Source organism: Kitasatospora sp. NPDC089509 (assembly GCF_044749365.1).
In the GTDB taxonomy this organism is placed as follows: Bacteria; Actinomycetota; Actinomycetes; order Streptomycetales; family Streptomycetaceae; genus Kitasatospora.
Genome location: NZ_JBIVHS010000001.1, coordinates 184,975 through 209,879 on the forward strand (window position 1 = coordinate 184,975; position 24,905 = coordinate 209,879).

At 73.7% G+C, this 24,905-nt stretch carries 22 protein-coding genes and 3 riboswitches; of the genes, 13 read left to right on the top strand and 9 right to left on the bottom strand.

From position 1 onward, the window contains the following. Positions 1-70: 70 nt before the first annotated feature. Complete coding sequence (locus ACIP4P_RS00650; RefSeq protein ID WP_400913261.1) at positions 71-946, bottom strand: universal stress protein; 876 nt, start codon at positions 944-946, stop codon at positions 71-73. Positions 947-985: 39 nt separating this feature from the next. Further along, the gene (locus ACIP4P_RS00655) at positions 986-1,549 is read right to left on the bottom strand and encodes a MerR family transcriptional regulator (protein WP_400913264.1); all 564 of its coding nucleotides are present in this window, start codon (positions 1,547-1,549) and stop codon (positions 986-988) included. A gap of 103 nt (positions 1,550-1,652) precedes the next feature. Between ACIP4P_RS00655 and ACIP4P_RS00660 the strand changes: the two genes are divergently transcribed. Both ACIP4P_RS00660 and ACIP4P_RS00665 read left to right on the top strand, forming a co-directional pair. After that, on the top strand, positions 1,653-2,882 hold the full coding sequence (locus ACIP4P_RS00660; RefSeq protein WP_400913266.1) for a CynX/NimT family MFS transporter: 1,230 nt from the start codon (positions 1,653-1,655) through the stop codon (positions 2,880-2,882). Between the two features lie 121 nt (positions 2,883-3,003). After that, positions 3,004-3,513, top strand: a complete 510-nt coding sequence (locus tag ACIP4P_RS00665) for a carboxymuconolactone decarboxylase family protein (RefSeq protein WP_400913267.1) — start codon at positions 3,004-3,006, stop codon at positions 3,511-3,513. A 60-nt stretch (positions 3,514-3,573) separates the two neighbouring features. On the opposite strand, the gene ACIP4P_RS00670 is transcribed toward ACIP4P_RS00665, so the two are convergent. Beyond that, a complete protein-coding gene (locus ACIP4P_RS00670; RefSeq protein WP_400913269.1) occupies positions 3,574-4,245 on the bottom strand; it encodes a TetR/AcrR family transcriptional regulator in 672 nt (223 codons plus the stop codon). A 68-nt stretch (positions 4,246-4,313) separates the two neighbouring features. On the opposite strand from ACIP4P_RS00670, the gene ACIP4P_RS00675 reads away from it, so the two are divergent. Both ACIP4P_RS00675 and ACIP4P_RS00680 read left to right on the top strand, forming a co-directional pair. Then, on the top strand, positions 4,314-5,762 hold the full coding sequence (locus tag ACIP4P_RS00675; RefSeq protein ID WP_400913270.1) for an MFS transporter: 1,449 nt from the start codon (positions 4,314-4,316) through the stop codon (positions 5,760-5,762). Further along, positions 5,759-6,151 carry a cupin domain-containing protein gene (locus ACIP4P_RS00680; RefSeq protein ID WP_400913271.1) on the top strand — a complete coding sequence of 131 codons (393 nt, stop codon included), beginning with the start codon at positions 5,759-5,761 and terminating at the stop codon, positions 6,149-6,151. The genes ACIP4P_RS00675 and ACIP4P_RS00680 overlap by 4 nt, the downstream gene beginning before the upstream one ends. A 69-nt stretch (positions 6,152-6,220) precedes the next feature. Here the strand turns inward: ACIP4P_RS00680 and ACIP4P_RS00685 are convergent, their stop codons facing one another. Next, positions 6,221-7,330: a HoxN/HupN/NixA family nickel/cobalt transporter gene (locus ACIP4P_RS00685; protein WP_400913272.1), complete on the bottom strand. Its 1,110-nt coding sequence runs from the start codon at positions 7,328-7,330 to the stop codon at positions 6,221-6,223. A gap of 218 nt (positions 7,331-7,548) precedes the next feature. After that, positions 7,549-7,794: riboswitch (cobalamin riboswitch) on the top strand. Between the two features lie 160 nt (positions 7,795-7,954). Between ACIP4P_RS00685 and metE the strand changes: the two genes are divergently transcribed. Next, positions 7,955-10,270: a 5-methyltetrahydropteroyltriglutamate--homocysteine S-methyltransferase gene (gene metE, locus ACIP4P_RS00690; RefSeq protein WP_400913274.1), complete on the top strand. Its 2,316-nt coding sequence runs from the start codon at positions 7,955-7,957 to the stop codon at positions 10,268-10,270. Between the two features lie 65 nt (positions 10,271-10,335). Here metE and metF read toward each other — a convergent pair whose 3' ends face one another. Next, on the bottom strand, positions 10,336-11,253 hold the full coding sequence (gene metF / locus ACIP4P_RS00695; RefSeq protein ID WP_400913275.1) for a methylenetetrahydrofolate reductase [NAD(P)H]: 918 nt from the start codon (positions 11,251-11,253) through the stop codon (positions 10,336-10,338). A gap of 122 nt (positions 11,254-11,375) precedes the next feature. On the opposite strand from metF, the gene folP reads away from it, so the two are divergent. Then, positions 11,376-12,302: a dihydropteroate synthase gene (gene folP / locus ACIP4P_RS00700; RefSeq protein WP_400913277.1), complete on the top strand. Its 927-nt coding sequence runs from the start codon at positions 11,376-11,378 to the stop codon at positions 12,300-12,302. Here folP and cobF read toward each other — a convergent pair. After that, positions 12,275-13,036, bottom strand: a complete 762-nt coding sequence (gene cobF, locus ACIP4P_RS00705; protein ID WP_350518408.1) for a precorrin-6A synthase (deacetylating) — start codon at positions 13,034-13,036, stop codon at positions 12,275-12,277. The genes folP and cobF overlap by 28 nt on opposite strands. A gap of 183 nt (positions 13,037-13,219) precedes the next feature. Then, positions 13,220-13,344: riboswitch (cobalamin riboswitch) on the top strand. Between the two features lie 36 nt (positions 13,345-13,380). On the opposite strand from cobF, the gene ACIP4P_RS00710 reads away from it, so the two are divergent. The 3 genes from ACIP4P_RS00710 to ACIP4P_RS00720 are packed head-to-tail and all read left to right on the top strand — an operon-like array spanning position 13,381 to position 15,268. Then, positions 13,381-13,599: a CbtB-domain containing protein gene (locus tag ACIP4P_RS00710; protein WP_400913280.1), complete on the top strand. Its 219-nt coding sequence runs from the start codon at positions 13,381-13,383 to the stop codon at positions 13,597-13,599. 26 nt (positions 13,600-13,625) lie between these two features. Further along, entirely contained in the window at positions 13,626-14,498 is an 873-nt protein-coding gene (locus tag ACIP4P_RS00715) for a CbtA family protein (protein ID WP_400913282.1), read from the top strand. A gap of 29 nt (positions 14,499-14,527) precedes the next feature. Next, positions 14,528-15,268 carry a (2Fe-2S)-binding protein gene (locus tag ACIP4P_RS00720; protein ID WP_400913284.1) on the top strand — a complete coding sequence of 247 codons (741 nt, stop codon included), beginning with the start codon at positions 14,528-14,530 and terminating at the stop codon, positions 15,266-15,268. Between the two features lie 63 nt (positions 15,269-15,331). On the opposite strand, the gene ACIP4P_RS00725 is transcribed toward ACIP4P_RS00720, so the two are convergent. From ACIP4P_RS00725 to aceA, 3 genes are all read right to left on the bottom strand, one after another. Then, complete coding sequence (locus ACIP4P_RS00725) at positions 15,332-16,198, bottom strand: 3-hydroxybutyryl-CoA dehydrogenase (RefSeq protein WP_400913286.1); 867 nt, start codon at positions 16,196-16,198, stop codon at positions 15,332-15,334. Between the two features lie 118 nt (positions 16,199-16,316). Beyond that, positions 16,317-17,927 carry a malate synthase A gene (aceB, locus tag ACIP4P_RS00730; RefSeq protein ID WP_400913287.1) on the bottom strand — a complete coding sequence of 537 codons (1,611 nt, stop codon included), beginning with the start codon at positions 17,925-17,927 and terminating at the stop codon, positions 16,317-16,319. 181 nt (positions 17,928-18,108) lie between these two features. Then, positions 18,109-19,401, bottom strand: coding sequence for an isocitrate lyase (aceA, locus tag ACIP4P_RS00735; RefSeq protein ID WP_400913288.1), 1,293 nt, complete (start codon positions 19,399-19,401; stop codon positions 18,109-18,111). A 338-nt stretch (positions 19,402-19,739) separates the two neighbouring features. Here aceA and ACIP4P_RS00740 point away from each other — a divergent pair, with 338 nt between their 5' ends. From ACIP4P_RS00740 to ACIP4P_RS00755, 4 genes are all read left to right on the top strand, one after another. Next, positions 19,740-21,143 (top strand): short-chain fatty acyl-CoA regulator family protein, encoded by a 1,404-nt coding sequence (locus ACIP4P_RS00740; protein ID WP_400913290.1) that lies wholly within the window; start codon positions 19,740-19,742, stop codon positions 21,141-21,143. Between the two features lie 185 nt (positions 21,144-21,328). Continuing rightward, positions 21,329-22,063: a hypothetical protein gene (locus ACIP4P_RS00745; RefSeq protein ID WP_400913292.1), complete on the top strand. Its 735-nt coding sequence runs from the start codon at positions 21,329-21,331 to the stop codon at positions 22,061-22,063. Positions 22,064-22,154: 91 nt separating this feature from the next. After that, positions 22,155-22,919 (top strand): YcnI family protein, encoded by a 765-nt coding sequence (locus tag ACIP4P_RS00750; protein ID WP_400913293.1) that lies wholly within the window; start codon positions 22,155-22,157, stop codon positions 22,917-22,919. Positions 22,920-23,011: 92 nt separating this feature from the next. Beyond that, positions 23,012-23,198: riboswitch (cobalamin riboswitch) on the top strand. Positions 23,199-23,401: 203 nt separating this feature from the next. Continuing rightward, entirely contained in the window at positions 23,402-24,901 is a 1,500-nt protein-coding gene (locus ACIP4P_RS00755) for a CoA-acylating methylmalonate-semialdehyde dehydrogenase (protein ID WP_400913296.1), read from the top strand. Positions 24,902-24,905: the final 4 nt, after the last annotated feature.

A 24,905-nucleotide genomic window follows, 5' to 3' on the forward strand; every position in this document is an offset into this window, starting at 1 on the left:
GGCCGCTTCCCCCTGGCGGCCGGGCGAGGGCGCCGGTCCCGTCGGGCGGCCGCCGCGCGGGCCGGGGCCGTCAGCCGTACGGGACGACCGCGACCGGGCAGTGCACGTGGTGGATCGCGGCGTGGGCGACCGGGCCCAGGTGGTGGTGGCGCAGCGGCAGGTGCCGCAGCCGGCGGCCGACCACCAGCAGGGAGGCGCTCGCGGCCGCCTCGACGAGTTCGACGGCGGGCTTGCCGCGGACCAGGTCGGCGGTCACCTGGACCTCCGGGTGGTGGGCCCTCCAGGGGTCCAGGGCCTCGGCGAGGCCGTCCCACTCCACGCTGGAGAGCTCACCCTCCAGCCCGCCGATGGCGCCGTAGGCCATGTACTCGCTGCCGGCCGGCGGGGACCAGACGTGGACCACGCGCAGCGGCGCCGAGCGCAGGGCGGCGGCCCGGAAGGCGAAGGCCAGCACGTCGTCGGCGGGGTGGGCCAGGTCGATGCCGACGGTGACCGGGCCGGCCGGTTCGTCCTGCCCGGCGCGGACCAGCACCACCGGACAGGCGGAGCGGCGCAGCACCTCCTGGCTGACCGAGCCGACCAGGAAGCCGCGCAGGGTGCCCAGGCCGCGCGAGCCGAGCACCAGCAGGGCGGCGCGGTGCGAGGCGGCCTCCAGGGCCTCGACCGGGTCGGCGCTCACCGGGGCGGAGCCGACCGGTAGGTCGGGCACCAGGGCGCGCAGCGCGGACTCGCGCTCGGCGAGGTGGGCCAGGGCGCGCTGGTGGGCCTGGTCGCTGACGGCCGTGTCCCGTTTCGGGGCGGGCCAGGCCTCCAGGACTTCGAGCGGGACGCCGCGGCGCTGCGCCTCGTGGGCGGCCCACTCGGTGGCGGCGAGGCTCTCGGTGGAGCCGTCGAAGCCGACCACGACGGGGCCGGTGGCGGGCTCGGGTACGGAGGGTCCGGTCACGGCGCGCTCCTCGGGTTCGGCGGCGCCGGGCTGCGGCCGTTACCGGTCGCCGGGGCCGCCCTGGGTTGCCGCCCCAGTATCGGCGGTGGCCGGGCCCGGCGCCTCCCGGGGCCGCAGGGGCTGTCCGTCGGACGTCCGGACCGGCAGGAAGCCGTCGTCGAGCGGTTCGCCGGTGAGGGCGGCGTCCACCCGGGCGTGGATGTGGGCGAGGGTGGTCGGGCAGCCGAGCGGGTCGTCGCGCTCGCAGTTGAGCATGTGGGTCAGCACGGCCGCGGCGTGCTCCAGCCGGCGGGCCCGGTCGAGCATCCCGGCGCGCTGGGCGTGCAGCAGGGCCTTGCGGTCGGCGGCCTGCTCGCTGGCCAGTACGGCGGTGGTCCCGGCGACCGGGATCATCCCGTCCACGTGCCAGAGCTGGACCAGGGCGAGGCGTTCCAGGGCCTGCCGGTCGTAGTAGCGGACCCGGCCGCGGCGGGCGGTGGGGGCGAGCAGGCCGCACTCCTCGTAGTAGCGCAGCGCGGGAACCGAGAGCCCGAAGGCCGCCGCGACCTCGCTGATCGAGTGGAGTTCCGTCGTCTGGAGTCCCGTCGTCTGGAGTTCCGTCATCCCCTGCCCCTCCCCGGGCTTGCGCTCAAGCGCACTTGAGCGAGAACGCTTAGGCAAGCCTAACTTTCCAGAGGGTACGACGATACGAAGGGTGCGCCCGCCCATGCCACCGACGACCGCCGCAACGGTCAGCACCACCCCACCGACCCCGACCCCGATTTCGGCCCCGCCGTCGCCGTCGCACCGCACCCTGCCCGCCTCGGGTGCGCTGCTGGTCCTCGGCTTCGTCCTGGTCAGCCTCAACAGCCGGGTCGCCTTCGGCCAGATCGGCCCGCTCGCCCCGGTCGCCGGGTGGGGCGCCGGCACCGTCACCGTGCTCGCCCTGATACCCCCGCTCTGCATGGGCCTGTTCGCCCCGCTGGGCGCGCTGGCCCGGCGCCGGATCGGCGAGGAGCGGGGGCTGTTCTGGGCGAGCGTGCTGCTGGTCGGCGGCGCCGTGCTGCGGACGGCGGGGATGCCCGGGCTGTACGCGGGCACGGCGCTGGTCGCCGCCGCGGTGGCGGTGGTCAATGTGCTGATCCCGGTGTTCGTCCGGAAGCGGTTCGCCCCCCGGCGGATCGGCACCATGATGGGCGTCTACGCGCTGTCGATGGGGGGCGGCTCGGCGCTGGTCGCCGCACTGGTCGCGCCGGTGGCGAGTGCCTGGTCCCGGGAGGCCGCGATCGCGCTGGCCGTGGTCCCGGCGGTGCTCGCGGCGGCGGGCACGGCCCCGCAGCTGCGGGTCGCGCGGCCGGCCCCGGCCCCGGCCTCCGCCCCGGCGGCCCGCCGCCCGGTCGCCCGGACGGCGCTGGCCTGGAGCCTGACCGCCTACTTCGGCATCCAGACCCTGGTCTTCTACGCCACGCTGGCCTGGTTCCCCACCATCCTGGTCGACGCCGGTCTGAGCCGGACCACCGCCGGCACCGACCAGGCCGTGCTGATCCTCGGCGTCGCCGTCGGCGGCTTCCTCGCCCCCACCCTGGCCGCCGCCCGCCGCGACCAGCGCCCGCACATCCTGGGCGTGGTGGTGGTCTGCGTGCTCGGCCTGCTCGGGGTGCTGCTCGCGCCAGCCGCCGGGGCGCCGGTCTGGGCCGGGATCCTCGGCATCGGCATGGGCGGCGGACAGGCGCTGGCCGGGGTGCTGTTCACCCGCCGGGGCGCCGACCAGGACCACGTCGCCGCGCTGTCCACCATGGCCCAGGGCGTCGGCTACCTGATCTCAGCGCTCGGCCCCGCGCTGGTCGCCCTGCTGCACGGCGGCACCGGCTCCTGGGACGTCCCGCTGCTCGCCCTGGTCGGACTGCTGCTGGTCGGCGCGGTGTTGAGCCTGCGGGCCGGGCACGACCGGGCATGACCGGATGCCCGTCGCGGGCGGCGCGGGCGGCGCGAAAAAATATTCTCCGTCGTGACGTCACACTCGGGCGCCGGGGTCCGTCGGGTCAGGGAAAGCACCGATCACCCGAGAGGACAGCACGATGACCACCACCCGTTCGATCACCGCCGAGATCCCGTCGCGCCCCCGGATGGCCACCGACCCGGCGCAGCTCGTCCCCGAACTCGCCGACGTCTCGGCCGCGTTGTTCCGGGCCGTCGGCAACCGTTCGATCCCGCGCGGTACCGTCAGCCTGGTCCAGCTGCGGGCCGGACAGATCGTCGGCAGCACCTACCTGACCGTCCTGCACACCGGATTCCTGCGCAAGGCCGGTGAGTCGGAGGAGCGGATCACCTCGGTGGCCACCTGGCAGGACTCGCCGTACCTGACCGCGGCCGAGCGGGCGGCCCTCGCCCTGGTCGAGGCCGTGCTCCAGCCCAACCCGTACGGCGAGCGGGTGTCGGACGAGCTGTACGCGGCGGCCGCCGAGCACTACGACGAGAAGGCGCTGGCCACCCTGATGCTGGCGATCGGCCAGATCGGCTTCTTCACGGCGATCGCGCTGATCGCCAAGCCCGTCCCCGGGAAGGCGTTCTCCGACCCCTGGGCCTGAGCCCCGTCGCTCCTCGAACCGGCCCGCCGAGCACCTCGTTCGGCGGGCCGGTTCCGCGTTTCAGCCTGCGGCGAGGAGGCCGGTGACCAGGGCGTTCAGCCCGTCTCCGTAGGCGTCCTGGGCGGTCACCGGCTCCCAGCGGCCCGCGACCTGTGCCAGCCGGGGGTACTCCGCCGGGTCGAGGGCGGCGAACACCTGCTCCCGGTAGGTCGGGCGGTCGTCCCCGGCGCGGCGCTCGGCCGCGGTGGCGCGGACCACGATCTCGCCGGTGGTGTAGTACCAGATCGCCCGGTAGCCCTGCGCGGCGCGCTCCGGGCTCAGGCCGCAGTCGACCAGTCCGTCGACGATCCGCTCGACGTACCACAGGGCGTGGGTGGAGAACAGGTCGTCGGCGGCCAGCACTTCGACGATCCAGGGGCAGGCGGCGAGCGCGTCGTGGATCGCGGTGGCCGCCGCGAGGACCCGTTCGCGCGGGTCGGCCGGCAGCTCCACCGGCCGCAGCGCGCGGGCGGCGTAGTCGTCCAGCAGCAGGACGAGCAGCTCCTCCTTGTTGCGCACGTGGTGGTAGAGCGCCATCGGCGTGCTGCCGATCTCGCCGGCCAGGCGGCGCATGGTCAGTTTCCCGACGCCCTCCTCGGCCACGATCCGCCGGGCCGTCCCGACGACCTCCTCCCGGGAGATGCGGGGCGGTCGGCCGGTGGCCTTGCGGGGGGTGGGGGAGGGCTGCTGCATGCCCCCATCATCCCCCGTCGGTCTCCCGCGCCTCGACAGCGGGGAGCCTTCGGGAGTAGTTTCCTTACATGTACAAAAACTCACGAGGGCGCCCCGGCCGGGTGCTCGCGGCGGTCACCGTTGCCCAGTTCGTCTTCGCCCTGGACATGTCGGTGGTCAACGTCGCCCTGCCCGCGGTCCGCGACGCACTGGGCTTCTCCCTGCTCGACCTGTCCTGGGTCGTGCACGGCTACGCGCTCACCTTCGGCGGACTCCTGCTGCTCGGCGGCCGCGCCTGCGACCTGTACGGGCGGCGCCGGCTGCTGATGCTGGGCCTGGCCGTGTTCGGACTCTGCTCGCTGGTGGGCGGACTGGCCCAGCAGCCCTGGCAGTTGGTCGCCGCCCGGGCGGGCCAGGGCCTGGGCGCCGCGGCGGCGGCCCCGGCCGCGCTCGCGCTGCTCACCATCACCTTCCCCGAGGGCCCCGGGCGGGTCCGCGCGCTCGGCGTGTGGAGTGCGGCCAACGCCGCCGGGGGAGCGCTGGGCGTACTGGCCGGGGGAGTGCTGACGGAGTACGCGAGTTGGCGCTGGGTCATGCTGGTCAACCTGCCGATCGTGGCCGCGGCCCTCGCGCTGCTCCCGGCCGGGTCGGGCGAGCCGGAACGGCCGGGCCCGCGCGGGCGGTTGGACGTGCTCGGCGCAGCCCTGGCGACCGGCGGGGTCGGGCTGCTGGTGTTCGGGGTCGTCCGCACCGACGCCCAGGGCTGGGGTGCCCCGGCCACGGTGGCCACGCTGGCCGCCGCGGTCGCCCTGCTGGCGGGCTTCGTGCTCGCCGAACTCCGTTCCCCCGCACCGCTGTTGCGGCTCGGCCTGCTGCGCAGCCGCTGGGTCGCCGGGGCCAACCTGCTGGTGTTCCTGGCCGCCGCCGGCCAGTTCGCGGCCTTCTACTTCGTCTCGCTCCACCTCCAGCAGGTGCTCGGCCTGGGCGCCGCCGCCACCGGCGCCGCCTTCCTGCCCTTCACCGCCGGACTGATCGCCGGGACGGTGCTGGCGACCTGGGTCATCGCGCGGCGCTCGCCGCGGACGGCCCTGGTGCCCGGCGCCGTCCTGGCGGCCGTCGGCCTGGGCTGGTTCGCCCTGATCGGCCCGGACGGCACCTTCCTCACCGACGTCCTCGGCCCGTCCCTGGTCACCAGCCTCGGCACCGGACTGGTGCTGGCCCCGGTAGCGGCCGCCGCGACCACCGGTGTCGCCCCCCGCGAGGCCGGTGCGGCCTCCGGCCTGCTCAACAGCTCGCGTCAACTCGGCGGCTGCGTCGGCCTGGCGGTGCTCGCCACCCTCGCCGCCCACTGCACCGGGTCGGCCACCGACCCGGCCGCCCTCGACGACGGGTACGCCCTCGGCCTGGCCGCCGGTGGGGTGCTGTTCGCCCTGGCGGCGGTGGTCGCGATCACCGTGCTGCCCCGTCGCCGGCCGGAACCGCCGGTCCTCCGTCCCACCGCTTCCGCGCAACCCCTCCTGGAAGGAACCCACTCGTGACCACCACCCCCATCACCGCCGTCGACCTGTTCGCCTCGGCGCTGCAGATCCGCCCCGACGGCGACGTCCGGGCCGCCGAACGCCGGATGAGCGGCGGGGACGCCGACACCTGGCAGGTCGCCACCTTCCACGTGGAGACCGACGCCGACGTCCACGGCGACCACTGGGAGATGCACCCGGCGGCGGACGAGGCGGTCTGCTGCCTGTCCGGCGGCGTCCGGGTGTACTTCCGCCCGGTCGAGGACGGCGCAGAGGAGGAGACGGTACGGCTGCCGGCCGGCAGTGCCGTCGTCGTCCCGCGCGGCCGCTGGCACCGGCTGGAGCTGGACGCCCCCAGCGACCTGATGTCGATCACCCTGCGCGGTGGGACGAAGCTGGAACGGCGCTGACCGATACGGGGACGGGCCCGGCGGACAGCACGTCCGCCGGGCCCGTACGCATCGTGTGCGCGTCGTGGGTCAGCCGTCGGCGTCGACCCGGGCGGCCCAGCGCTGCTCGACGTTGCTGAAGCGCCAGTAGGCGAGGGCGCAGGCCCAGACCACCACGAACATGCCGACCAGCAGGTAGCCGACGTTGTCCAGGCTGATGTCGGATATCCAGCCGGTGACCGGGTCGGTGAGGTCGAGCTTCTCGTGCAGCACGCTGACCAGCTCGATGGTGCCGATGACGAAGGCGACCGCGATGGAGAGCCCGGTGATGGTGAGGTTGTAGTAGACCTTGCGGACCGGGTTGGAGAACGCCCAGTGGTAGGCGAAGTTCATGAAGGTGCCGTCGAGGGTGTCGAACAGGCTCATGCCGCAGGCGAACAGCAGCGGCAGGCAGATGATCGCGTACCAGGGCAGGCCGGAGGCGGCGCCGGAGCCGGCCATGGCCATCAGGGCGACCTCGGTGGCGGTGTCGAAGCCGAGGCCGAACAGCACGCCGACCGGGTACATCTGGCCGGGGCGGCGGATCGACTTGGTGAGCCGGCCGAGGATGCGGTTCATGAAGCCGCGCTCGTCGAGGTGCTTCTCCAGCTGCTTCTCGTCGAACTGCCCGGCCCGCATGGCCTTGTAGACCCGGTAGATCCCGGCGAGCGCGAACAGGTTGAGCGCGGCGATCAGGTAGAGGAAGGTGCCGGAGACGCTGGTGCCGATGACGCCCAGCCACTGGTGGGTGGTGGACTGGTCGTCCACCAGGGTGCCGACGATCTGGGCGCCGCCGGCCACCAGGGCGGCCATCGCCATCACGATGGTGGAGTGGCCGAGCGCGAACCAGAAGCCGACCGACACCGGCCGCTGGCCGTCGGCCATCAACTTGCGGGTGGTGTTGTCGATCGCGGCGATGTGGTCGGCGTCGAAGGCGTGCCGCATGCCGAGGGTGTAGGCGGTGATGCCGAGTCCGACGCCGAAGGTCTGGGTGCCGATGGTGTAGTGGTTCGGGGCGATCAGCACGAACAGCATGCCGAAGGCGACGACGTGCATCGCGATGATCACGCCGAGCAGGGCGGCGGTGCGGACGGTGTCCCCGCGCTGCCAGCGGGGCGGCAGCGGCAGGGCGGATGACGGCGGTTCTTCGGTGAGGGTCATGCGTGCAGGCCTTTCCAGCTCCTCGATGGGGGCGCCCCCCGGGGAACGCGGGGAACACCGTAGGGGCTCGCTCGTTCCATCGACAAGCGTTCGCAGCTGCGAAAAGGTTGCAATAACGCAAAACCGGGACTTCGGGGACGAAGCGCCGCCGGGGTGACGTCGTCTCACCATGCGGACGATTGAGTGATTCTCTGGCCCGGCCCAGCGGGATTGCCTCTAGGGTGGCCGGTACAGCTGGTTCGCCCCGTCCGCCAGGCGGGGCGTCGTAAGAGGGAACCCGGTGAAGCCGTCCGATCGGCCATTCCGGGACTGCCCCGCAGCGGTGAGCGGGAACGACCGCCGTCATACGCACTGGACCCGGGACGGGTCTGGGAAGCGACGGCCAGTAGGTGTCCGACCTCCGTCTCCACGGAGGACGGTCGTGCCCGCGAGTCCGAAGACCTGCCCGCTGTCCGTGCGCGACCGTGTTCGCGCGCGGCCTTCCGGTGACCTCGAGGGCGGGTCGGCGTACATACCAGGCGGAGCCGTACCCGGGTACGGGCGGTCCGTCCGGTTCGTCACCCCTTCGCGCCTTCGTGCCGTCTCCGGGCACCATGAGGAATCAGGCTCGCGAAGGAGAGTCCCTTGACAGCGAAGTCCGCAGCCGCGGCGACCGTGGCGACCGCTTACGGCTACCCCCGACAGGGCCGTAACCGGGAACTGAAGAAGGCGATCGAGGGGTACTGGAAGGGCGCGGTCACCGCCGAGGCGCTCCAGGCCACCGCCGCCGAACTGCGCCGGGAGAACTGGGCCGCGCTCGCCGAGGCAGGCGTCGGCGAGGTGCCGACCGGTGACTTCTCGTTCTACGACCACGTGCTGGACGCCTCGGTGGCCGTCGGCGCCGTCCCGGCCCGGCACCGGGAGGCGGTCGACGCCGACCCGCTGGACGGCTACTTCGCGATGGCGCGCGGCAACCAGGACGTCGCGCCGCTGGAGATGACCAAGTGGTTCGACACCAACTACCACTACCTGGTCCCGGAGTTGGGCCCGGACACCGCCTTCGCGGCGAACCCGGCCAAGCCGGTCGGCGAACTGCGCGAGGCGCTCGCGCTCGGCCACACCGCCCGGCCGGTGCTGGTCGGCCCGATCACCTACCTGCTGCTCGCCAAGCCCGCCCCCGGGGTGGCCGAGGACTTCCAGCCGATCACCCTGCTGGACCGGCTGCTGCCGGTCTACGCCCAGCTGCTGGCCGAGCTCAAGGCCGCCGGTGCCGAGTGGGTGCAGCTGGACGAGCCCGCCCTGGTGCAGGACCGCACCCCGGCCGAACTCAACGCCGCCGCCCGCGCCTACCGTGAGCTCGGCGCCCTCACCGACCGGCCCAAGCTGCTGGTGGCGAGCTACTTCGACCGCCTCGGCGACGCCCTGCCGGTGCTCGCCAAGGCCCCCGTCGAGGGCCTGGCCCTGGACTTCACCGGCCCGGCCGCGGGCAACCTGGACGACCTCGCCGCGGCCGGGGGCCTGCCCGGCAAGCGCCTGGTCGCGGGCGTCGTCGACGGGCGCAACATCTGGATCAACGACCTGGAGAAGTCGCTGGCCACCCTGGCCACCCTGCTCGGCCTCGCCGAGCGGGTCGACGTCGCCCCGTCCTGCTCCCTGCTGCACGTGCCGATCGACGCCGCCGCCGAGCGCGACATCGACCCGCAGATCGCCCGCTGGCTCGCCTTCGCCAAGCAGAAGGCCGCCGAGGTCGCACTGCTGGCCCGCGGCCTGCGCGAGGGCACCGGCGCGATCACCGCCGAACTCGCCGCCAACCGCGCCGACCTGGCCTCCCGCGCCAACTCGCCGATCACCCACGACCCGGCCGTGCGCGCCCGCACCGCCGCCGTCACCGAGGCCGACGCCCGCCGCGCCCAGGCCTACCCGCAGCGGGCCGAGGCCCAGCGCGCCCGGCTCGCCCTGCCGCTGCTGCCGACCACCACCATCGGCTCCTTCCCGCAGACCACCGAGCTGCGGGTGGCCCGCGCCGACCTGACGGCCGGCCGGATCGACGGTGCGGCCTACCGGGAGCGGATGGAGGCCGAGGTCCGCGAGGTGATCGCCTTCCAGGAGAAGGCCGGCCTGGACGTCCTGGTGCACGGCGAGCCCGAGCGCAACGACATGGTCCAGTACTTCGCCGAGCAGCTCACCGGCTACCTGGCCACCCGGCACGGCTGGGTCCAGTCCTACGGCACCCGCTACGTGCGCCCGCCGGTGCTGGCCGGGGACATCTCCCGCCCGCACCCGATGACGGTCGACTGGTTCCGCTACGCCCAGGACCTCACCGAGCGCCCGGTCAAGGGCATGCTCACCGGCCCGGTCACCATGCTCGCCTGGTCCTTCGTCCGCGACGACCAGCCGCTCGGCGAGACCGCCCGGCAGGTCGCCCTCGCCCTGCGCGACGAGGTCGCCGACCTGGAGGCGGCCGGCGCCGCGGTCGTCCAGGTCGACGAGCCGGCCCTGCGCGAGACCCTGCCGCTGCGGGCCGACGCCCGCCCGGCCTACCTGGACTGGGCCACCGAGTCCTTCCGGCTCGCCACCTCCGGCGTCCGGGCGGACACCCAGATCCACACCCATATGTGCTACGCCGAGTTCGGCGCGATCATGACCGCGATCGACGAGCTCGACGCGGACGTCATCTCCCTGGAGGCGACCCGTTCGCACATGGAGGTCGCCGGAGAGCTGGCCGGGGCCGGCTACCCGCGCGAGGTCGGCCCGGGCGTGTGGGACATCCACTCCCCGCGCATCCCGAGCACCGAGGAGGCCGTCACCCTGCTGCGTGCGGGCCTCGCGGCGATCCCGGCCGAGCGGCTCTGGGTCAACCCGGACTGCGGGCTGAAGACCCGCGGCTGGACCGAGACCCGCGCCTCGCTGGACAGCCTGGTCGGCGCCGCCCGGCACCTGCGGGCCGAGCTGGCGGGCTGAGCACCGGGAAGGGGCGGGGGCGGCACCAGGTGCCGCGCCCGCCCCTTCCCGCCCTCCGGGTCCGCTCAGCCCGACCGCGGCAGCCCGAGGTGCTGGTAGATCTCGGTGGTGACCGTGGAGAAGTTCATGGTCATGAAATGCAGTCCCGGTACGCCCTCGGCCATCAGCCGGCGGCACATTTCGGTGGCGTGCTCGATTCCGATCGAGCGGACCGCGGCCGGGTCGTCCCGGTGGGCGAGCATGCGCGCGGAGAATTCCGCCGGAATGTCCGCGGTGCTCAGGGTGGGAATGCGTTCGAGTGACCGGACGGTGGTCACGGGCATGATTTCCGGAATCACCGGAATGTCGCACCCGGCGTCCGCCAGCCGGTCACGGAACCGGAGGTAGCTGTCCACCTCGAAGAACATCTGGGTGATCGCGTAGTCCGCCCCGGCACGCCACTTCGCGACGAAGTGGCGGATCTCGGAGTCCCAGTCGGGCGACCGCGGGTGCCGTTCCGGGAAGGCGGCCACCCCGACGCAGAAGTCCCCGGACTCCTTGATCAGCCGCACCAGGTCGGCGGCGTACTCCACCCCGTCCGGGTGGCGGGTCCAGCTGCCCAGCGGGTCGCCCGGCGGGTCGCCGCGCAGCGCCAGGATGTTGCGTACGCCCTGGTCGGCGTAGTGGCCGAGGATGTTCCGGAGCTCGGCGACGCTGTGGTCCACGGCGGTCAGGTGGGCGGTCGGGGTGAGCGTGGTCTCCTGGGCGATCCGGCCGGTGACGTTCACCGTCCGCTCCCTGGTGGACCCGCCGGCGCCGTAGGTCACCGAGACGAAGGTCGGGGAGAGTGCCTCCAGCCGGCGGATCGCATTCCACAGTCCGGCCTCCGCCTCGGCGCTCCGGGGCGGCATGAATTCGAACGAATAGGACCGCTTTCCGGTGGCAAGGAGATCGCGGACGGTCGCCGCCCGGTCGGTGCGCGTGGAGGGTGTCCCGAGTGTCATGGCAGGACAGTAGCGGGTCGGCCGGAATGATGTTCCAGGAAGTCCACAGTGTGATACGAGATCGTCCGCAAGTGAAATCGGAGGCGTTCGGGAAAGCCTTCGGTAGGCGGCACAATAGGAGCATGGAAAGACATTCGTACACACTTCCCGGACTGCCCGACTGGGGCCGGTGCGCGGTGCTGGGAATTCTCAACGTCACCCCGGACTCGTTCTCGGACGGGGGCCGCTGGCTGGACCCGGGCCGGGCCGTGGCCCACGGGCTGGAGCTGGTCGCGCAGGGGGCCGACCTGGTGGACGTGGGCGGCGAGTCGACCCGGCCCGGGGCGCGGCGGGTGCCGGTCGAGGAGGAACTCGCCCGGGTGCTCCCGGTGGTGCGCGGACTGGCCCGGCAGGGGGTGACGGTCAGCATCGACACCATGCGGGCCGAGGTCGCGGAGGCCGCGGTGGACGCCGGGGCCCGGATCGTCAACGACGTCAGCGGCGGCCGGGCCGACGACCGGATGGCGAAGGCGGTCGCCCGGGCCGGGGTGCCCTTCGTGGTCATGCACTGGCGGGGCCAGTCCGCCGGGATGGACGGACTGGCCGACTACCGGGACGTGGTGACGGAGGTGGTGGCCGAGGTGGGGCGGCAGCTGGACGCCGTGGTGTCGGCCGGGGTCGACCCGGCCCAGGTGATCGTCGACCCCGGCCTCGGCTTCGCCAAGGGGCGCGGGGACGACCTGGCGCTGCTCGCCGCACTGGACGCCTGGGCCGTGCTCGACCGGCCGCTGCTGGTCGCCCCCTCCCGCAAGCGCTTCCTCGGCGAGCTGCTCGCCGACCCGGCCACCGGCGAGCCGCGCCCGGCCGGGGAGCGGGACGCCGCCACCGCGGCGGCGGCCGTGCTGGCCGCCGCCCAGGGGGCGTGGGCGGTGCGGGTCCACGAGGTGCGGGCGACCGCGGACGCGGTACGGCTGGAGGCGGCCCTGCGGGCGTCCCGGTCGCCGGTCGGTCAGGGCCGCTTCCGGCCGGATCCGCCGGTCGGTCAGTCCTCGGTGCGGCGCAGCAGGTAGGTGTCCATGATCCAGCCCTTGCGCTCGCGGGCCTCCTGGCGCAGCCGGGCGATCTCCGGGGCGGCCTCGGCGAGCGGGCCGGAGACCAGGATCTCGTCCGGGCCGCCCAGGTAGGCGCCGTAGTGCACGTGCACGCCCTCGGGGTCGAGGCCGGTGAAGGCCGCCTGCCCGTCCAGCATCACCACCGCGTCCTCGCTGCCGGGGCCGAAGCCCTCGGCGGCCAGCCGGCGGGCGGTGGTGATCCGCACCGGCCGGCCGACCCGGGTGAGGGTGGTGCGGTGCTGGGCGGCGAGCACCGAGACGCTGCTGATCCCGGGCACCACCCGGTACTCGAAGGCGTCCGGCTCGGCCGCCAGCACCTCGTCCAGGACGGCGGTCACGCTGTCGTACAGGCTCGGGTCGCCCCAGACCAGCAGGGCACCGGTCTCGTCCGGGCCCAGGTGCTCGGCGACCAGCCGGGCGACCAGTTCGGCCCGGCGGCGGCGCCAGTCGTGGACCGCCTCGGTGTACGCGGGGGTGGTGCGGTCGCGCTCGGCGTCCGGGACCTCGACCACCCGGTGGCCGGGACGGCCGTGCTCCTCGATCATCCGCCGGCGCAGGTGCATCAGGTCCTGGCGCTGCTGGTTCTTGTCGAGGAGGAGGAAGACGTCGGTGCCGGCGAAGGCCTTGACCGCTTGGAGGGTGAGGTGGTCCGGGTCGCCCGCACCGATACCGATGACGATGATCTGCCGCATACCGTGATTCTGCCGGACACCGCCGGACGGATCGTCGGCGGACCGCCCCGAGCCGCGGCGACCGGTGCCCGTGCGAACGCCGTCGGCCGTGCCGGACACGGCCCGTTCACGAGGACGTGACCTTCCGCACGCTGGGCTTTCGAGCGGTTGGAGGCGATTGACGGCCCCCCGGGGCGGGCCTAACCTACCGGACGTAGTGATGGCGTAAGGAAGCCGGTGGGACTCCGGCACGGTCGCGCCACTGTGAGCGGAACCGCCCCCGGGCGGGCCCGCGAGTCAGATACGGCGCCATCACCTCTGCCCCAACGAGAACGGGACGCACGATCCCCGAAGGAGGCTCAACTGTGAGCACCAGTATGCCCGGGCCCTCCGCCCTGCCCGTCCCGGTCGTGGTGCCGGCGTCCAAGGCCGTCGCCTGGCTGGTCGTCACCGCCCTCATCGCGCTGGCCGTCTACTACTTCATCGGCGTCGACCAGGGCGCCTACTCCGTGTTCGGCAAGGACATGCACATCCACGAGTTCGTCCACGACTCGCGGCACTTCCTCGGCTTCCCCTGCCACTGACGACCGGAAGCAGCGAACAACCCCACATGGAGAAGAGACTCATCCTGCGCGGCGTCCTCGCCGGCGCAGTGGCCGGCCTGCTCGCCTTCGTCTTCGCCCGGATCTTCGCCGAGCCGCAGATCAACGCGGCGATCGAGTACGAGAGCGGACGCGACGACGCGCAGGGACTGCTGGACAAGGCCGCCGGGCTGCCGATGGACATGGGCGGACCGGACATCTTCAGCCGCACCGTCCAGGCCAACGTCGGCATCGGCGTCGGCATGATCCTGTTCGGCACGGCGATGGGCGCGCTGTTCGCGATCGCGTACACCGTCTGCCTGGGCCGCACCGGCCGGCTCCGCCCGCGCACCCTGGCGATGCTGGTGGCGCTCGGCGGCTTCCTCGGCCTGTACTTCGTGCCCTTCATCAAGTACCCCGCCAACCCGCCGGCCATCGGGCACCCGGAGACCATCCGGGACCGCGGCAACCTGTACCTGGGCATGGTCGTCTGCTCGATCGTGTTCCTGGTCCTGGCGGTCTGGCTCGGCAAGCGCCTCCAGGCCCGGTTCGGGAACTGGAACGCCACCCTGCTGGCGGCCGGCGCCTTCGCGGTGGCGATCGGCATCGTCATGGCGGTGCTCCCCTCGCTCGGTGAACTCGCCGACAACGTCCAGCAGTTCGGTCACCACGCGACGGAGACCCCGCTGCCGCTGACCGACGACAAGGGCGCCATCGTCTACCCGGGCTTCCCGGCGGACACCCTGTTCGAGTTCCGCTTCTACTCGGTGGCCGCGCAGCTGCTGCTGTGGGGCACGCTCGGCCTGCTCTTCGGGCCGATGGCCGAGCGCCTGCTCAAGAGCCGCGCCGAGGCCGCGGCCGCCCCGGCCGAGGCCGGGCCCGAGCCGGTCGGCGCGGTATGACGCCGACGTCCCCGACGTCCCCGAGGGCCGTGACGCCACAGCGCGTCGCGGCCCTCGGGCCGTTCTTCGCGTTCGAGGCCCACGGCGCCGACGGGCCGGTGGAGCCGTGGCGGTCGATGGCCGAACTCCTCGACCGGCCAGGGGCGTTGGCGGAGCGGGTGGCCGGTTCCCGGGGCCACCTGGCGGCCGCCGGCGGGCAGCCGTTCGAGGCGGTGGAACTGCGGGTGGCCGCCTCGGTGACCCAGCTGGGTCTGGTCGCCCGGGTGCTCTCGCCCGCGTTCGGCGTCGCCGTCCTGGACGGGGCACTGTTCGGCTACGGCCTGCGGGAGGCCCGGTGGCAGCCGACTCCCGGCGGGCTGTTCCCGCTGTCGCTGCCCGCCCGGGCGCCCGTCCCGGTCGCCGAACCGGCCGTGCTCGCCGAGCGGTTCGCGGCGGAGGTGCTGGACGGGCCGGTCCGGGAACTGACCGAGGCCTTCGCGGAGTTCGGGGTCCCGCCGCGGATCCGATGGGGCAACGTCGCGTCGGCGGTCAACGGTGCGGCCGCGGCCGTGGTCCGTGCCTCCCCGCAACTCGGGGTACGAGCACGGGAGTTGGCTGCCCGACTGCTGGACCTGCCACCGCTGCGCGGGGCCGGCACGGTGGCCGCGGACGGCACCGGCTTCCGTCGCCGCAGCTGCTGCCTGATCTACCGGGCCGCACCGGACCGGGCGGGCGGGCTGTGCGGGGACTGCGTCCTCAGCGCGCCACCGGGCGTCCGGGACAAGGCCTGATCAGGACCTCGGAACGCACCGGTGCCCCGGCCCTCCGCGACGGAGGCCGGGGCACCGGCGGGCTCAGTGTGTTGCGTGGGGGTGGAAGCCGCGGCCGGACTTGCGGCCCAGCTGGCCGGCTTCGACCATCCGGGAGAGCAGCGGCGGCGGGGCGTACAGCGGCTCCTTGTACTCCGCGTACAGGGACCGGGCGATCGCCTCGACGGTGTCCAGGCCGATCAGGTCGGCGAGCTGCAGCGGGCCCATCGGGTGGGCGCAGCCGTGCACCATGCCGGCGTCGATGTCCGCCGGGGTGGCGTGCCCGGCCTCGGCCATCCGGATCGCGGACAGCAGGTAGGGCACCAGCAGGGCGTTGACCACGAAGCCGGCCCGGTCCCGGGAGCGGACGACGTGCTTGCCGAGGGTGTCGCGGGCGAAGCCCTCCACCCGCTCCAGCACCGCCGGGTCGGTGTGCAGCGAGGACACCAGCTCCACCAGGGGCATCACCGGGGCCGGGTTGAAGAAGTGCAGCCCGAGCACGTGGGAGGCCCGGCCGGTCGCGATGCCCAGACGGGTGATCGGGATCGCCGAGGTGTTGGTGGCCAGCACCGCGTCGTCGTCGGCGAGCACCTTGTCCAGGGTGGTGAGCACGTCGTTCTTCACCGCCTCGTCCTCGACGACGGCCTCGACCACCAGCTGGCGGTCCGCGAGCGCCTCCAGGTCGTCGGCGAACAGCAGGTGCGCCCAGGTGGACTCGCGATCGGTCGGGTCGATCCGGCCGCGGTCGACGGCGCGGTGCAGGGAGCGGTCGATCCGGCCGCGGGCGGCCCGGAGCGCGGTCTGGTCCTTCTCGCACACGATGGTGTCCAGGCCGGCCCGGGCGAAGACCTCGGCGATGCCGGAGCCCATCTGTCCGGCGCCGACGACGGCTACCCGTCGGATCTCGTTCATGGCTGCCTCCGTACTGGGCGGGTGGTCGCTGTGCGGGCGGCCACCCGCCGGGGTGGTCGGTTGCGGCGCGGTCGGTCAACCGCGCGGGCGGTTCGGGTCGCGGTCGCCGCAGGGGCGGTCAGGCCGCGGTGCGGATGCGGACCAGGTGGCGGGCGTACGCCTCGGTGGTGAGGAAGGCGGGCAGCTCCTCGCCGAGCGCGGTCTCCTGGAGGATCCGCACGGCGTTGTCGAGCAGGTCGGGCTCGACGCCCTCGGCGAGCAGGGCGGCCCGCTCCCGGTCGATCAGCCGGCGCACCAGGTCGGCGGTGGCGAGCGAGCCGCCGGTCAGCCGGGTGCAGTGGTGCTGCCACTGCCAGATCTGGCAGCGGGCGATCTCGGCGGTGGCGACGTCCTCCATCAGGCCGAACACGGCGACGGCGCCGGAGCCGCCGAGCCAGGCGGTGAGGTAGCGCAGGGCGACGGCGACGTTGGCGCGCAGCCCCTGGTCGGTGGGCAGGCCGACGGACAGCCGGTGCACGCCCAGCAGGTCGTCGGCGGTGACCTCGACGTCCTCGCGGGTGCGGTCGAGCTGGTTCGGGCGGTCGCCGAGGACCGCGTCGAAGGCGGTGCGGCAGGTCTCCACCAGGCCGGGGTGGGCGACCCAGGAGCCGTCGAAGCCGTCCCCGGCCTCGCGCTCCTTGTCGGCCCGGACCTTGGTCAGGGCGACCGCGTTGGCCTCGGCGTCGCGCTGCGGGATGGCCGCGGCCATCCCGCCGATGGCGTGGGCTCCGCGCCGGTGGCAGGTGCGCACCAGCAGCTCGGTGTAGGCGCGCATGAAGGGCTGGGTCATGGTGAGGGTGGCGCGGTCCGGCAGCACGTAGCGCGGGCCGTGCTGGGCGAAGTTCTTGATCAGGCTGAACAGGTAGTCCCACCGGCCCGCGTTCAACCCGGCCGCGTGGTCCCGGAGTTCGTAGAGGATCTCGTCCATCTCGAAGGCCGCGGTGATGGTCTCGATCAGGACGGTCGCCCGGACCGTGCCGTACGGGATGCCCAACTCGGCCTGGGCGAAGGTGAACACCTCGTTCCACAGCCGGGCTTCGAGGTGGTTCTCCAGCTTGGGCAGGTAGAAGTACGGGCCGCTGCCGAGCTCGATCTGGCGGCGGCCGCAGTGGAAGAGGTAGAGGCCGAAGTCGACCAGCGCGCCGACCGCGGGGCGGCCGTCGACCAGCAGGTGGGCCTCGTCCAGGTGCCAGCCGCGGGGACGGACCACGATGGTGGCGGGGGTGTCGCCGACCCGGTAGCGCTTGCCCTCGGGGGTGGTGTCGTCGATCCGGCGCTCGATCGCGTCGACCAGGTTGAGCTGGCCGCCGATCAGGTTGTGCCAGGTGGGGGAGGTGGCGTCCTCGAAGTCGGCGAGCCACACCTTGGCCCCGGAGTTGAGCGCGTTGACGGCCATCCGGCGCTCGGGCGGGCCGGTGATCTCCACCCGGCGGTCGTGCAGGCCCGGTCCGGCGCCGGCCACCCGCCAGTCGGCGTCCGCCCGGACGGCGCGGGTGTCGGGGCGGAAGTCCAGGGTGCCGCCGGCCGCCAACTCGGCGCGGCGGCGGTCCCGTTCGGCGAGCAGCTCGGTGCGTCGGGCGGCGAACCCGTCGTGCAGCCGGGCGAGGAAGGCGAGGGCCTCGGGGGTCAGGATCTCCTCGAAGCGGTCCTCGTGTTCTCCGAGGACCTCGACGCGACTGGGCTGGCTCATCCGGATCTCCAGGAAGCAGGCGGGAAGCATGGGGGTTGGTGAAGGGCCCGGCGGCCACGTCCCTCAACGCGACCGCCGGGCGGGTGGGCGGGCCGGAGCCGGAGTCAGCTGCTCCGTGGGTGTCGGCCCGCCCGGGGTGGCGCGTTCCGGTGGGCCCGCTCGACCCGCCGGACGGCCTGGCTCAGTGGAACTGCTCGGCCTCGGTGGAGCCGGTCAGGGCGAGGGTCTCGGCGTTCGGGTTGAGTGCGGTGGAGACCTGGTCGAAGTAGCCGGTGCCGACCTCACGCTGGTGCTTGACGGCGGTGTAGCCGTCCGGCGCGGCCGCGAACTCGGCCTCCTGGAGGTCGACGTAGGCGGTCATGCCGTGCTCGGCGTAGCCGCGGGCGAGTTGGAACATCGAGTGGTTCAGCGCGTGGAAGCCGGCCAGCGTGATGAACTGGAAGCGGTAGCCCATCGCGCCCAGCTCGCGCTGGAACTTGGCGATCTGGTCGTCGTCCAGCGCGGCCTTCCAGTTGAAGGACGGCGAGCAGTTGTAGGCGAGCATCTTGTCCGGGTGCTCGGCCTTGATCGCCTCGGCGAACTCGCGGGCCTGCGCCAGGTCCGGGGTGCCGGTCTCCACCCAGATCAGGTCGGAGTACGGGGCGAAGGCGAGACCGCGGGAGATCACCGGCGCCATGCCGGGCTCGATCCGGTAGAAGCCCTCGGCGGTGCGCTCGCCGGTGCAGAAGCGGGCGTCGCGCTCGTCCACGTCGGTGGTCAGCAGGTTGGCGGCGAGCGCGTCGGTGCGGGCGACGATCAGGGTCGGCACGTCGGCGATGTCGGCCGCCAGGCGGGCCGCGTTGAGGGTGCGGATGTGCTGGGCGGTGGGCACCAGCACCTTGCCGCCGAGGTGGCCGCACTTCTTCTCGGAGGCGAGCTGGTCCTCGTAGTGGATGCCCGCGGCGCCGGCCGCGATCATGCCCTTCGTGAGCTCGAAGGCGTTCAGCGGGCCGCCGAATCCGGCCTCGGCGTCGGCGACGATCGGCACCAGCCAGTCCGGGCCGTCGTTGCCCTCGGCGGCGTCGATCTCGTCGGCGCGCAGCAGCGCGTTGTTGATCCGACGCACCACCTGGGGGACCGAGTTGGCCGGGTAGAGGCTCTGGTCGGGGTAGGTCTGGCCGGCCTGGTTGGCGTCGGCGGCGACCTGCCAGCCGGACAGGTAGATCGCCTGCAGCCCGGCCTTGACCATCTGGACGGCCTGGCCGCCGGTGAGCGCGCCGAGGGCGTGGATGTAGTCCTGCTCGTGCAGCTGGCGCCACAGCCGCTCGGCGCCGCGCCGGGCCAGGGTGTGCTCCTCGCGGACCGTGCCGGACAGGCGGACGACGTCGGCCGCGGTGTAGGTGCGCTCGATGCCGGCCCAGCGGGGGTCGGACGCCCACCGGGCGGCCAGCGCCGCCGCCTGCTGCTCCTGCTGCTGCCGAACGGACTGGGTCATGGTGATCCAACTCCCGGGGATGCTGTGCGAAGGATGTGAGGCACCTCTCACCGGGGTGGTGAGAGGGCGGCCGGGTGGAACCGGGCAGCGGTGAGGCACCGCGGGACGTGGTCGCCCGGACAGCGGTCCGAGGCGTTGACCTGCGCTTTCGGTGCTGTGCTGTGCGCCTCCCGGCCGCAGTGATGACTCTGGCACTGAGTGCCACCCGCCGTCATCGATGGAGCGGTGCCAATTTCTGCGAAGCCGACCCGGCGAATCGGCGAAGGTTGCGAAGGCTCGCCCGGGGTCGTCCTGGCTACACTGCGTCCCAGCAGGTCGGCGCGGGGAGGGACGGGACGATGGGGAAGGCCTTCGCGGGCGCCAGGCTCCGGCGGCTCCGGCAGGAACGGGGACTGAGTCAGGCCGCGATGGCCCGGCTGGTCGACCTCTCGCCCAGCTACCTCAACCAACTGGAGCACGACGCCCGGCCGTTGACCGTCGCCGTGCTGCTACGGCTGACCGAGGCGTTCGGCGTCGAGGCCGGCTACTTCGCCCCGCCGGACAGCGCCCGGCTCACCGCCGAACTGCGCGACGCCCTCGGCGAGGAGCTCGCGGCCGGCCGGATCACCCCCGGCGACCTCGACGAGGTCGCCGCCCGACTGCCCGCCGTGGCCCGGCTGTTGACCGACCTGGGCCGCGGGCGCCGGGCCCAGGCCGAGCAGCTCGCCGTCCTCGCGGGGGACCGGGGGCCCGCCGCCGATGCCCGGACACCGCACGAGGAGGTCCGCGAGTTCTTCTACCGCCGCCAGAACTACGTCCATGAACTCGACACTGCCGCCGAGGAGCTGGCCGGCGAGATCGGGCTCCGGCGGGGTGAGGTCCGGGCCGTGCTGGCCGAGCGGCTGGCCTCGGCGCACGGAGTCCAACTCGCCTCCGGCGGCGAACAGTTGCACCAGTACGACCCGCGGGCGCGGATCCTTCGGCTGTCCGACCGGCTGCGCCCGGGCCAGCAGGCCTTCCGGCTGGCCACCCAGCTCGGCTACCTGGAGCACGACGCCCTGCTCTCCGAACTCGCCGCCCAGGACAGCCCGGAGGGCTCCGCGGCGCACTCGCTGACCCGGATCGGGCTGGCCAACTACTTCGCCGCCGCCCTGGTGCTGCCCTACGCCGCCTTCCACGCCGAGGCCGAGTCCGCCCGCTACGACATCGAGCACCTCGCCGACCACTTCGGCGTCGGCTACGAGACGGTCTGCCACCGGCTCAGCACCCTGCAGCGCGCCGGACTGCGCGGGGTGCCGTTCTCCTTCGTCCGGGTCGACCGGGCCGGGAACGTCTCCAAGCGGCAGTCCGCCACGCCCTTCCACTTCTCCCGCACCGGCGGCACCTGCCCGCTGTGGAACGTCTATGACGCCTTCGCCGCCCCCGGCCGGGTGCACGTCCAGGTCGCCGCCATGCCGGACGGCCGCCGCTACCTCTGGACGGCCCGCGCCGTCACCCGCGCACCCGGCGGCTGGGGGCGGCCCGGCAAGACCTTCGCCATCGGCCTGGGCTGCGAGCTCCGGCACGCCGGTCGGCTGGTCTACTCCACCGGCCTGGACCTCGGCGACGAGGCCGCGGCCACCCCGATCGGCCTGGGCTGCAAGGTCTGCGAACGCCCGGCCTGCGCCCAGCGCTCGGCCCCGGCCATCGGCCGGCCGTTGGCGGTGGACGAGCACACCAGCACGTTCATCCCGTACTCCGTGCGGGCCGACCGGGAACCGTAGGCCCTCCGGTCGGGAACCGTAGGCCCTCCGGTCGGGAACCGTAGGCCCTCCGGTCGGGAACCGTAGGCCCTTCGGCCGGGAACCGTAGGTCCCTCAGGTCGGCCCCGGGTGCCAGGTGTCGAAAAGGCCAAGAAACCGGGGAGCCCGGGAGGGCCGTAAGACGGGGGTGTCATGATGGCGCCGCCATGACCGATCCGGATACCGAGTCCGCGCCGCCGGTGCGCGCCGCCGCCCTGGACCTTCGCGTGCTGCGGGCGCTGCCCTTCGCGACGGTCTGCGTCGTGCTGGCCGCCGCCGGGCACGTGCTCGCCTCCGGGGACCCGGTTCCACCGGGGGCCCTGCTGTTCGGCTGGGCGCTGGTCGGGGCGGTCGCGGTGTCCGGTGCGCGCCGGGAGCGGTCGGCGCGGGCGATCACCGGCGGACTGGCCGGCGGCCAGGCGGGCCTGCACGTGCTGTTCCACGTGGCCGAGGCCCCGCGCCGGGCCCCGGTGCGGGCCGGGATGGCCGACATGCCGGGGATGGGCGCCCACTCCGGCGCCGCCGCGCCGCACGCCGCGGTCGCGGCGGCCCACCTCGGCTTCTGGTGCCACGCCCCGCTGGCCGGGCTCAGCACGCCGATGCTGCTGGCGCACGCCGTCGCGACGCTCGTCGCCGGGTGGTGGCTGCGCCGGGGCGAGGCCGCGGTGTGGGCGCTGGTCCGGCACACGGCCCGGACCGCCGCCGCGGCCGGGCGGGCCGGGGCGGCCCGGTTCCTCGGTGTGCCGGGCCTGTTCGCGGCGCTGCGGGACGGGCTGGACGGCCGCTCCGGCGCGGGCGCGCTCTGCCGGGCCACCGGTCCGGACCGCTCGGGTCGGGCCCGGTCGGGGGTGCTCCGGTACGTGGTGGTCAGGCGCGGTCCGCCGTGGTGTGCGGCCGGCTGACCGGGTTCCCCGGGGCACGGCCGCCCGTCCCCGACCCCTGACCGACCGCCGCACGCCGCGCGCGTGCCCTCCCCTGGAGAACACCCGACCCATGAGGACTTCCGCCGTGCTCCGCCTCGCCGCCGCCTCCGCCGTGGCGGCCGCGACCGTACTGGCCGCCGCCACCACCGCCTCCGCGCACGTCATCGTGGACCCGTCCAGCGTCCCGAAGAACACCACCGACCAGACCTTCGCGTTCCGGGTGCCGAACGAGGACGACAACAACAGCACGGTCAAGGTGGAGATCGACTTCCCGACCGACCACCCGGTCCCGTCCGCCCTGGTGGCGCCGGTGCCGGGCTGGACCGACAAGATCACCACGACCAAGCTGGCCACCCCGATCCACACCGACGACGGTGACGTCACGGACGTGGTCTCGCAGATCGTCTGGACCGGCGGCCAGATCGCCCCCGGGCACTACCAGGACTTCACCGTCGAGTTCGGCGCCCTGCCCGAGGGCACCGACAAGGTGGTCTTCAAGGCCCTCCAGACGTACAGCGACGGCAATGTGGTGCGCTGGATCGAGGAGCCCCAGGCCGGCCAGCCGGAGCCGAAGAACCCGGCTCCGGTGCTCACCCTGACGGCGGCGACCGCCGACGACGGGGACTCCCCGAGTGCGGCACCCAGTGCCGCCGCGGGCGCCAAGCCGGCCCCGGCGGCTACCAGCGGCACCACCACGGCCGCCGCGGCGAGCAGCAGTGACTCGACCGCCCGCGGCCTGGGCATCGCGGGCATCGTGGTCGGCGTGCTCGGCACTGCGGCGGGTCTGCTGCTCGGCCGCCGCGGCCGCGGCGGTGACGCGGGTACCTCGGCCTAAGGGCCTGTCGAAGGCCGGTGCGGGAGGCAGGTCCTCCGGCACCGGCCTTCTGCTGCCGCCACTCGGGCGGCGGGGACCCTGGACTTACTAGGACGTCCAACTATATTCTCGGAGACAGGTCCGCGGTGTCAGGGAAGCCGGTGTGAATCCGGCACGGTCCCGCCACTGTGACCGGGGAGTTCGTCCTCACAGCGACGGCCACTGGCAGCCAGCCGGGAAGGCCTGGGGGCGGGCGTGGATCCGGGAGTCAGGATACCGGCCGCGGGTGTTCCGTGTTTTCCACGAGGATGGAGACGACACGCATGACTCCGGGCCGCTGTTCCCGCTCCGCTGCCGTGCTTCCGACCGTCGGGGCCCACCGCCCCTGACGGTCCGTCAACCACCGCCCGCCGCACCGGCGTACGACCGTACGCCCGGCCCCGCGGCGACGGCGGTGGGTGCTCCATTCCTCCTCTCCCCACCCGTGATGAGAGAAGGAACCGATGGTCCGAGAACTGACCCACTTCATCGGCGGCAAGCGCGTCGCCGGCACGTCCGGCCGCTTCGGCGACGTCTTCGACCCCAACACCGGCCGGGTCCAGGCCCGGGTGCCGCTGGCCGACCGCGCCGAGGTCGAGGCGGTGATCGCCGACGCCGCCCAGGCGCAGCCCGAGTGGGCGGCCTGGAACCCGCAGAAGCGGGCCCGGGTGCTGCTGCGCTTCCTGCAACTGGTCGACCGGGAGAAGGAGGAGCTGGCCCGGCTGCTCTCCGCCGAGCACGGCAAGACCGTCGCCGACGCCCACGGGGACATCCAGCGCGGCCTGGAGGTGGTGGAGTTCGCCGCCGGGATCCCGCACCTGCTGAAGGGCGAGTTCACCGACAACGCCGGCACCGGCATCGACGTCTACTCGATGCGCCAGCCGCTGGGCGTGGTCGCCGGCATCACGCCGTTCAACTTCCCGGCGATGATCCCGCTCTGGAAGGCCGCGCCCGCGCTGGCCTGCGGCAACGCCTTCGTGCTCAAGCCCTCCGAGCGGGACCCCTCGGTGCCGCTGCGCCTCGCCGAACTGTTCCTGGAGGCCGGGCTGCCGCCGGGCGTGCTCAACGTGGTCAACGGCGGCAAGGAGGCCGTGGACACCCTGCTGGAGGATCCGCGGGTGCAGGCGGTCGGCTTCGTCGGCTCCACCCCGATCGCCCAGTACGTGTACGCCACCGCGGCCGCGCACGGCAAGCGGGCGCAGTGCTTCGGCGGTGCCAAGAACCACATGATCGTGATGCCGGACGCCGACCTCGACCAGGCCGCCGACGCGCTGATCGGCGCCGGGTACGGCTCCGCGGGCGAGCGCTGCATGGCGATCTCGGTGGCCGTCCCGGTGGGGGAGGAGACCGCGGACGCCCTGGTGGCCAAGCTGGTCGAGCGGATCGGCGCGCTGAAGGTAGGCCGCTCGGACGACCCGGCGGCCGACTTCGGCCCGCTGGTCGGCGCGGACGCGGTCGAGCGGGTCCGCGGCTACCTGGAGATCGGCGTCCAGGAGGGCGCCGAACTGGTCGTGGACGGGCGGGACTTCCGGCTCGAAGGGCACGAGGACGGCTACTTCCTGGGCGCCTCGCTGTTCGACAGGGTGACGCCCGACATGCGGATCCACCGCGAGGAGATCTTCGGCCCGGTGCTCACCGTGGTCCGCGCCGCCGACTACGAGGAGGCGCTGCGGCTGCCCAGCGAGCACGAGTTCGGCAACGGCGTGGCCATCTACACCCGGGACGGCGACACCGCCCGGGACTTCGCCCGCCGGGTGAACACCGGCATGGTCGGCGTCAACGTGCCCATCCCGGTGCCGATCGCCTACCACACCTTCGGCGGCTGGAAGCGCTCCGCCTTCGGCGACCTCAACCAGCACGGCCCGGACTCGATCCGCTTCTACACCCGTACCCGCACCGTCACCTCCCGCTGGCCCTCCGGGGTCAAGGAGGGGGCGAGCTTCACCATGCCGACGATGGGGTGAACAC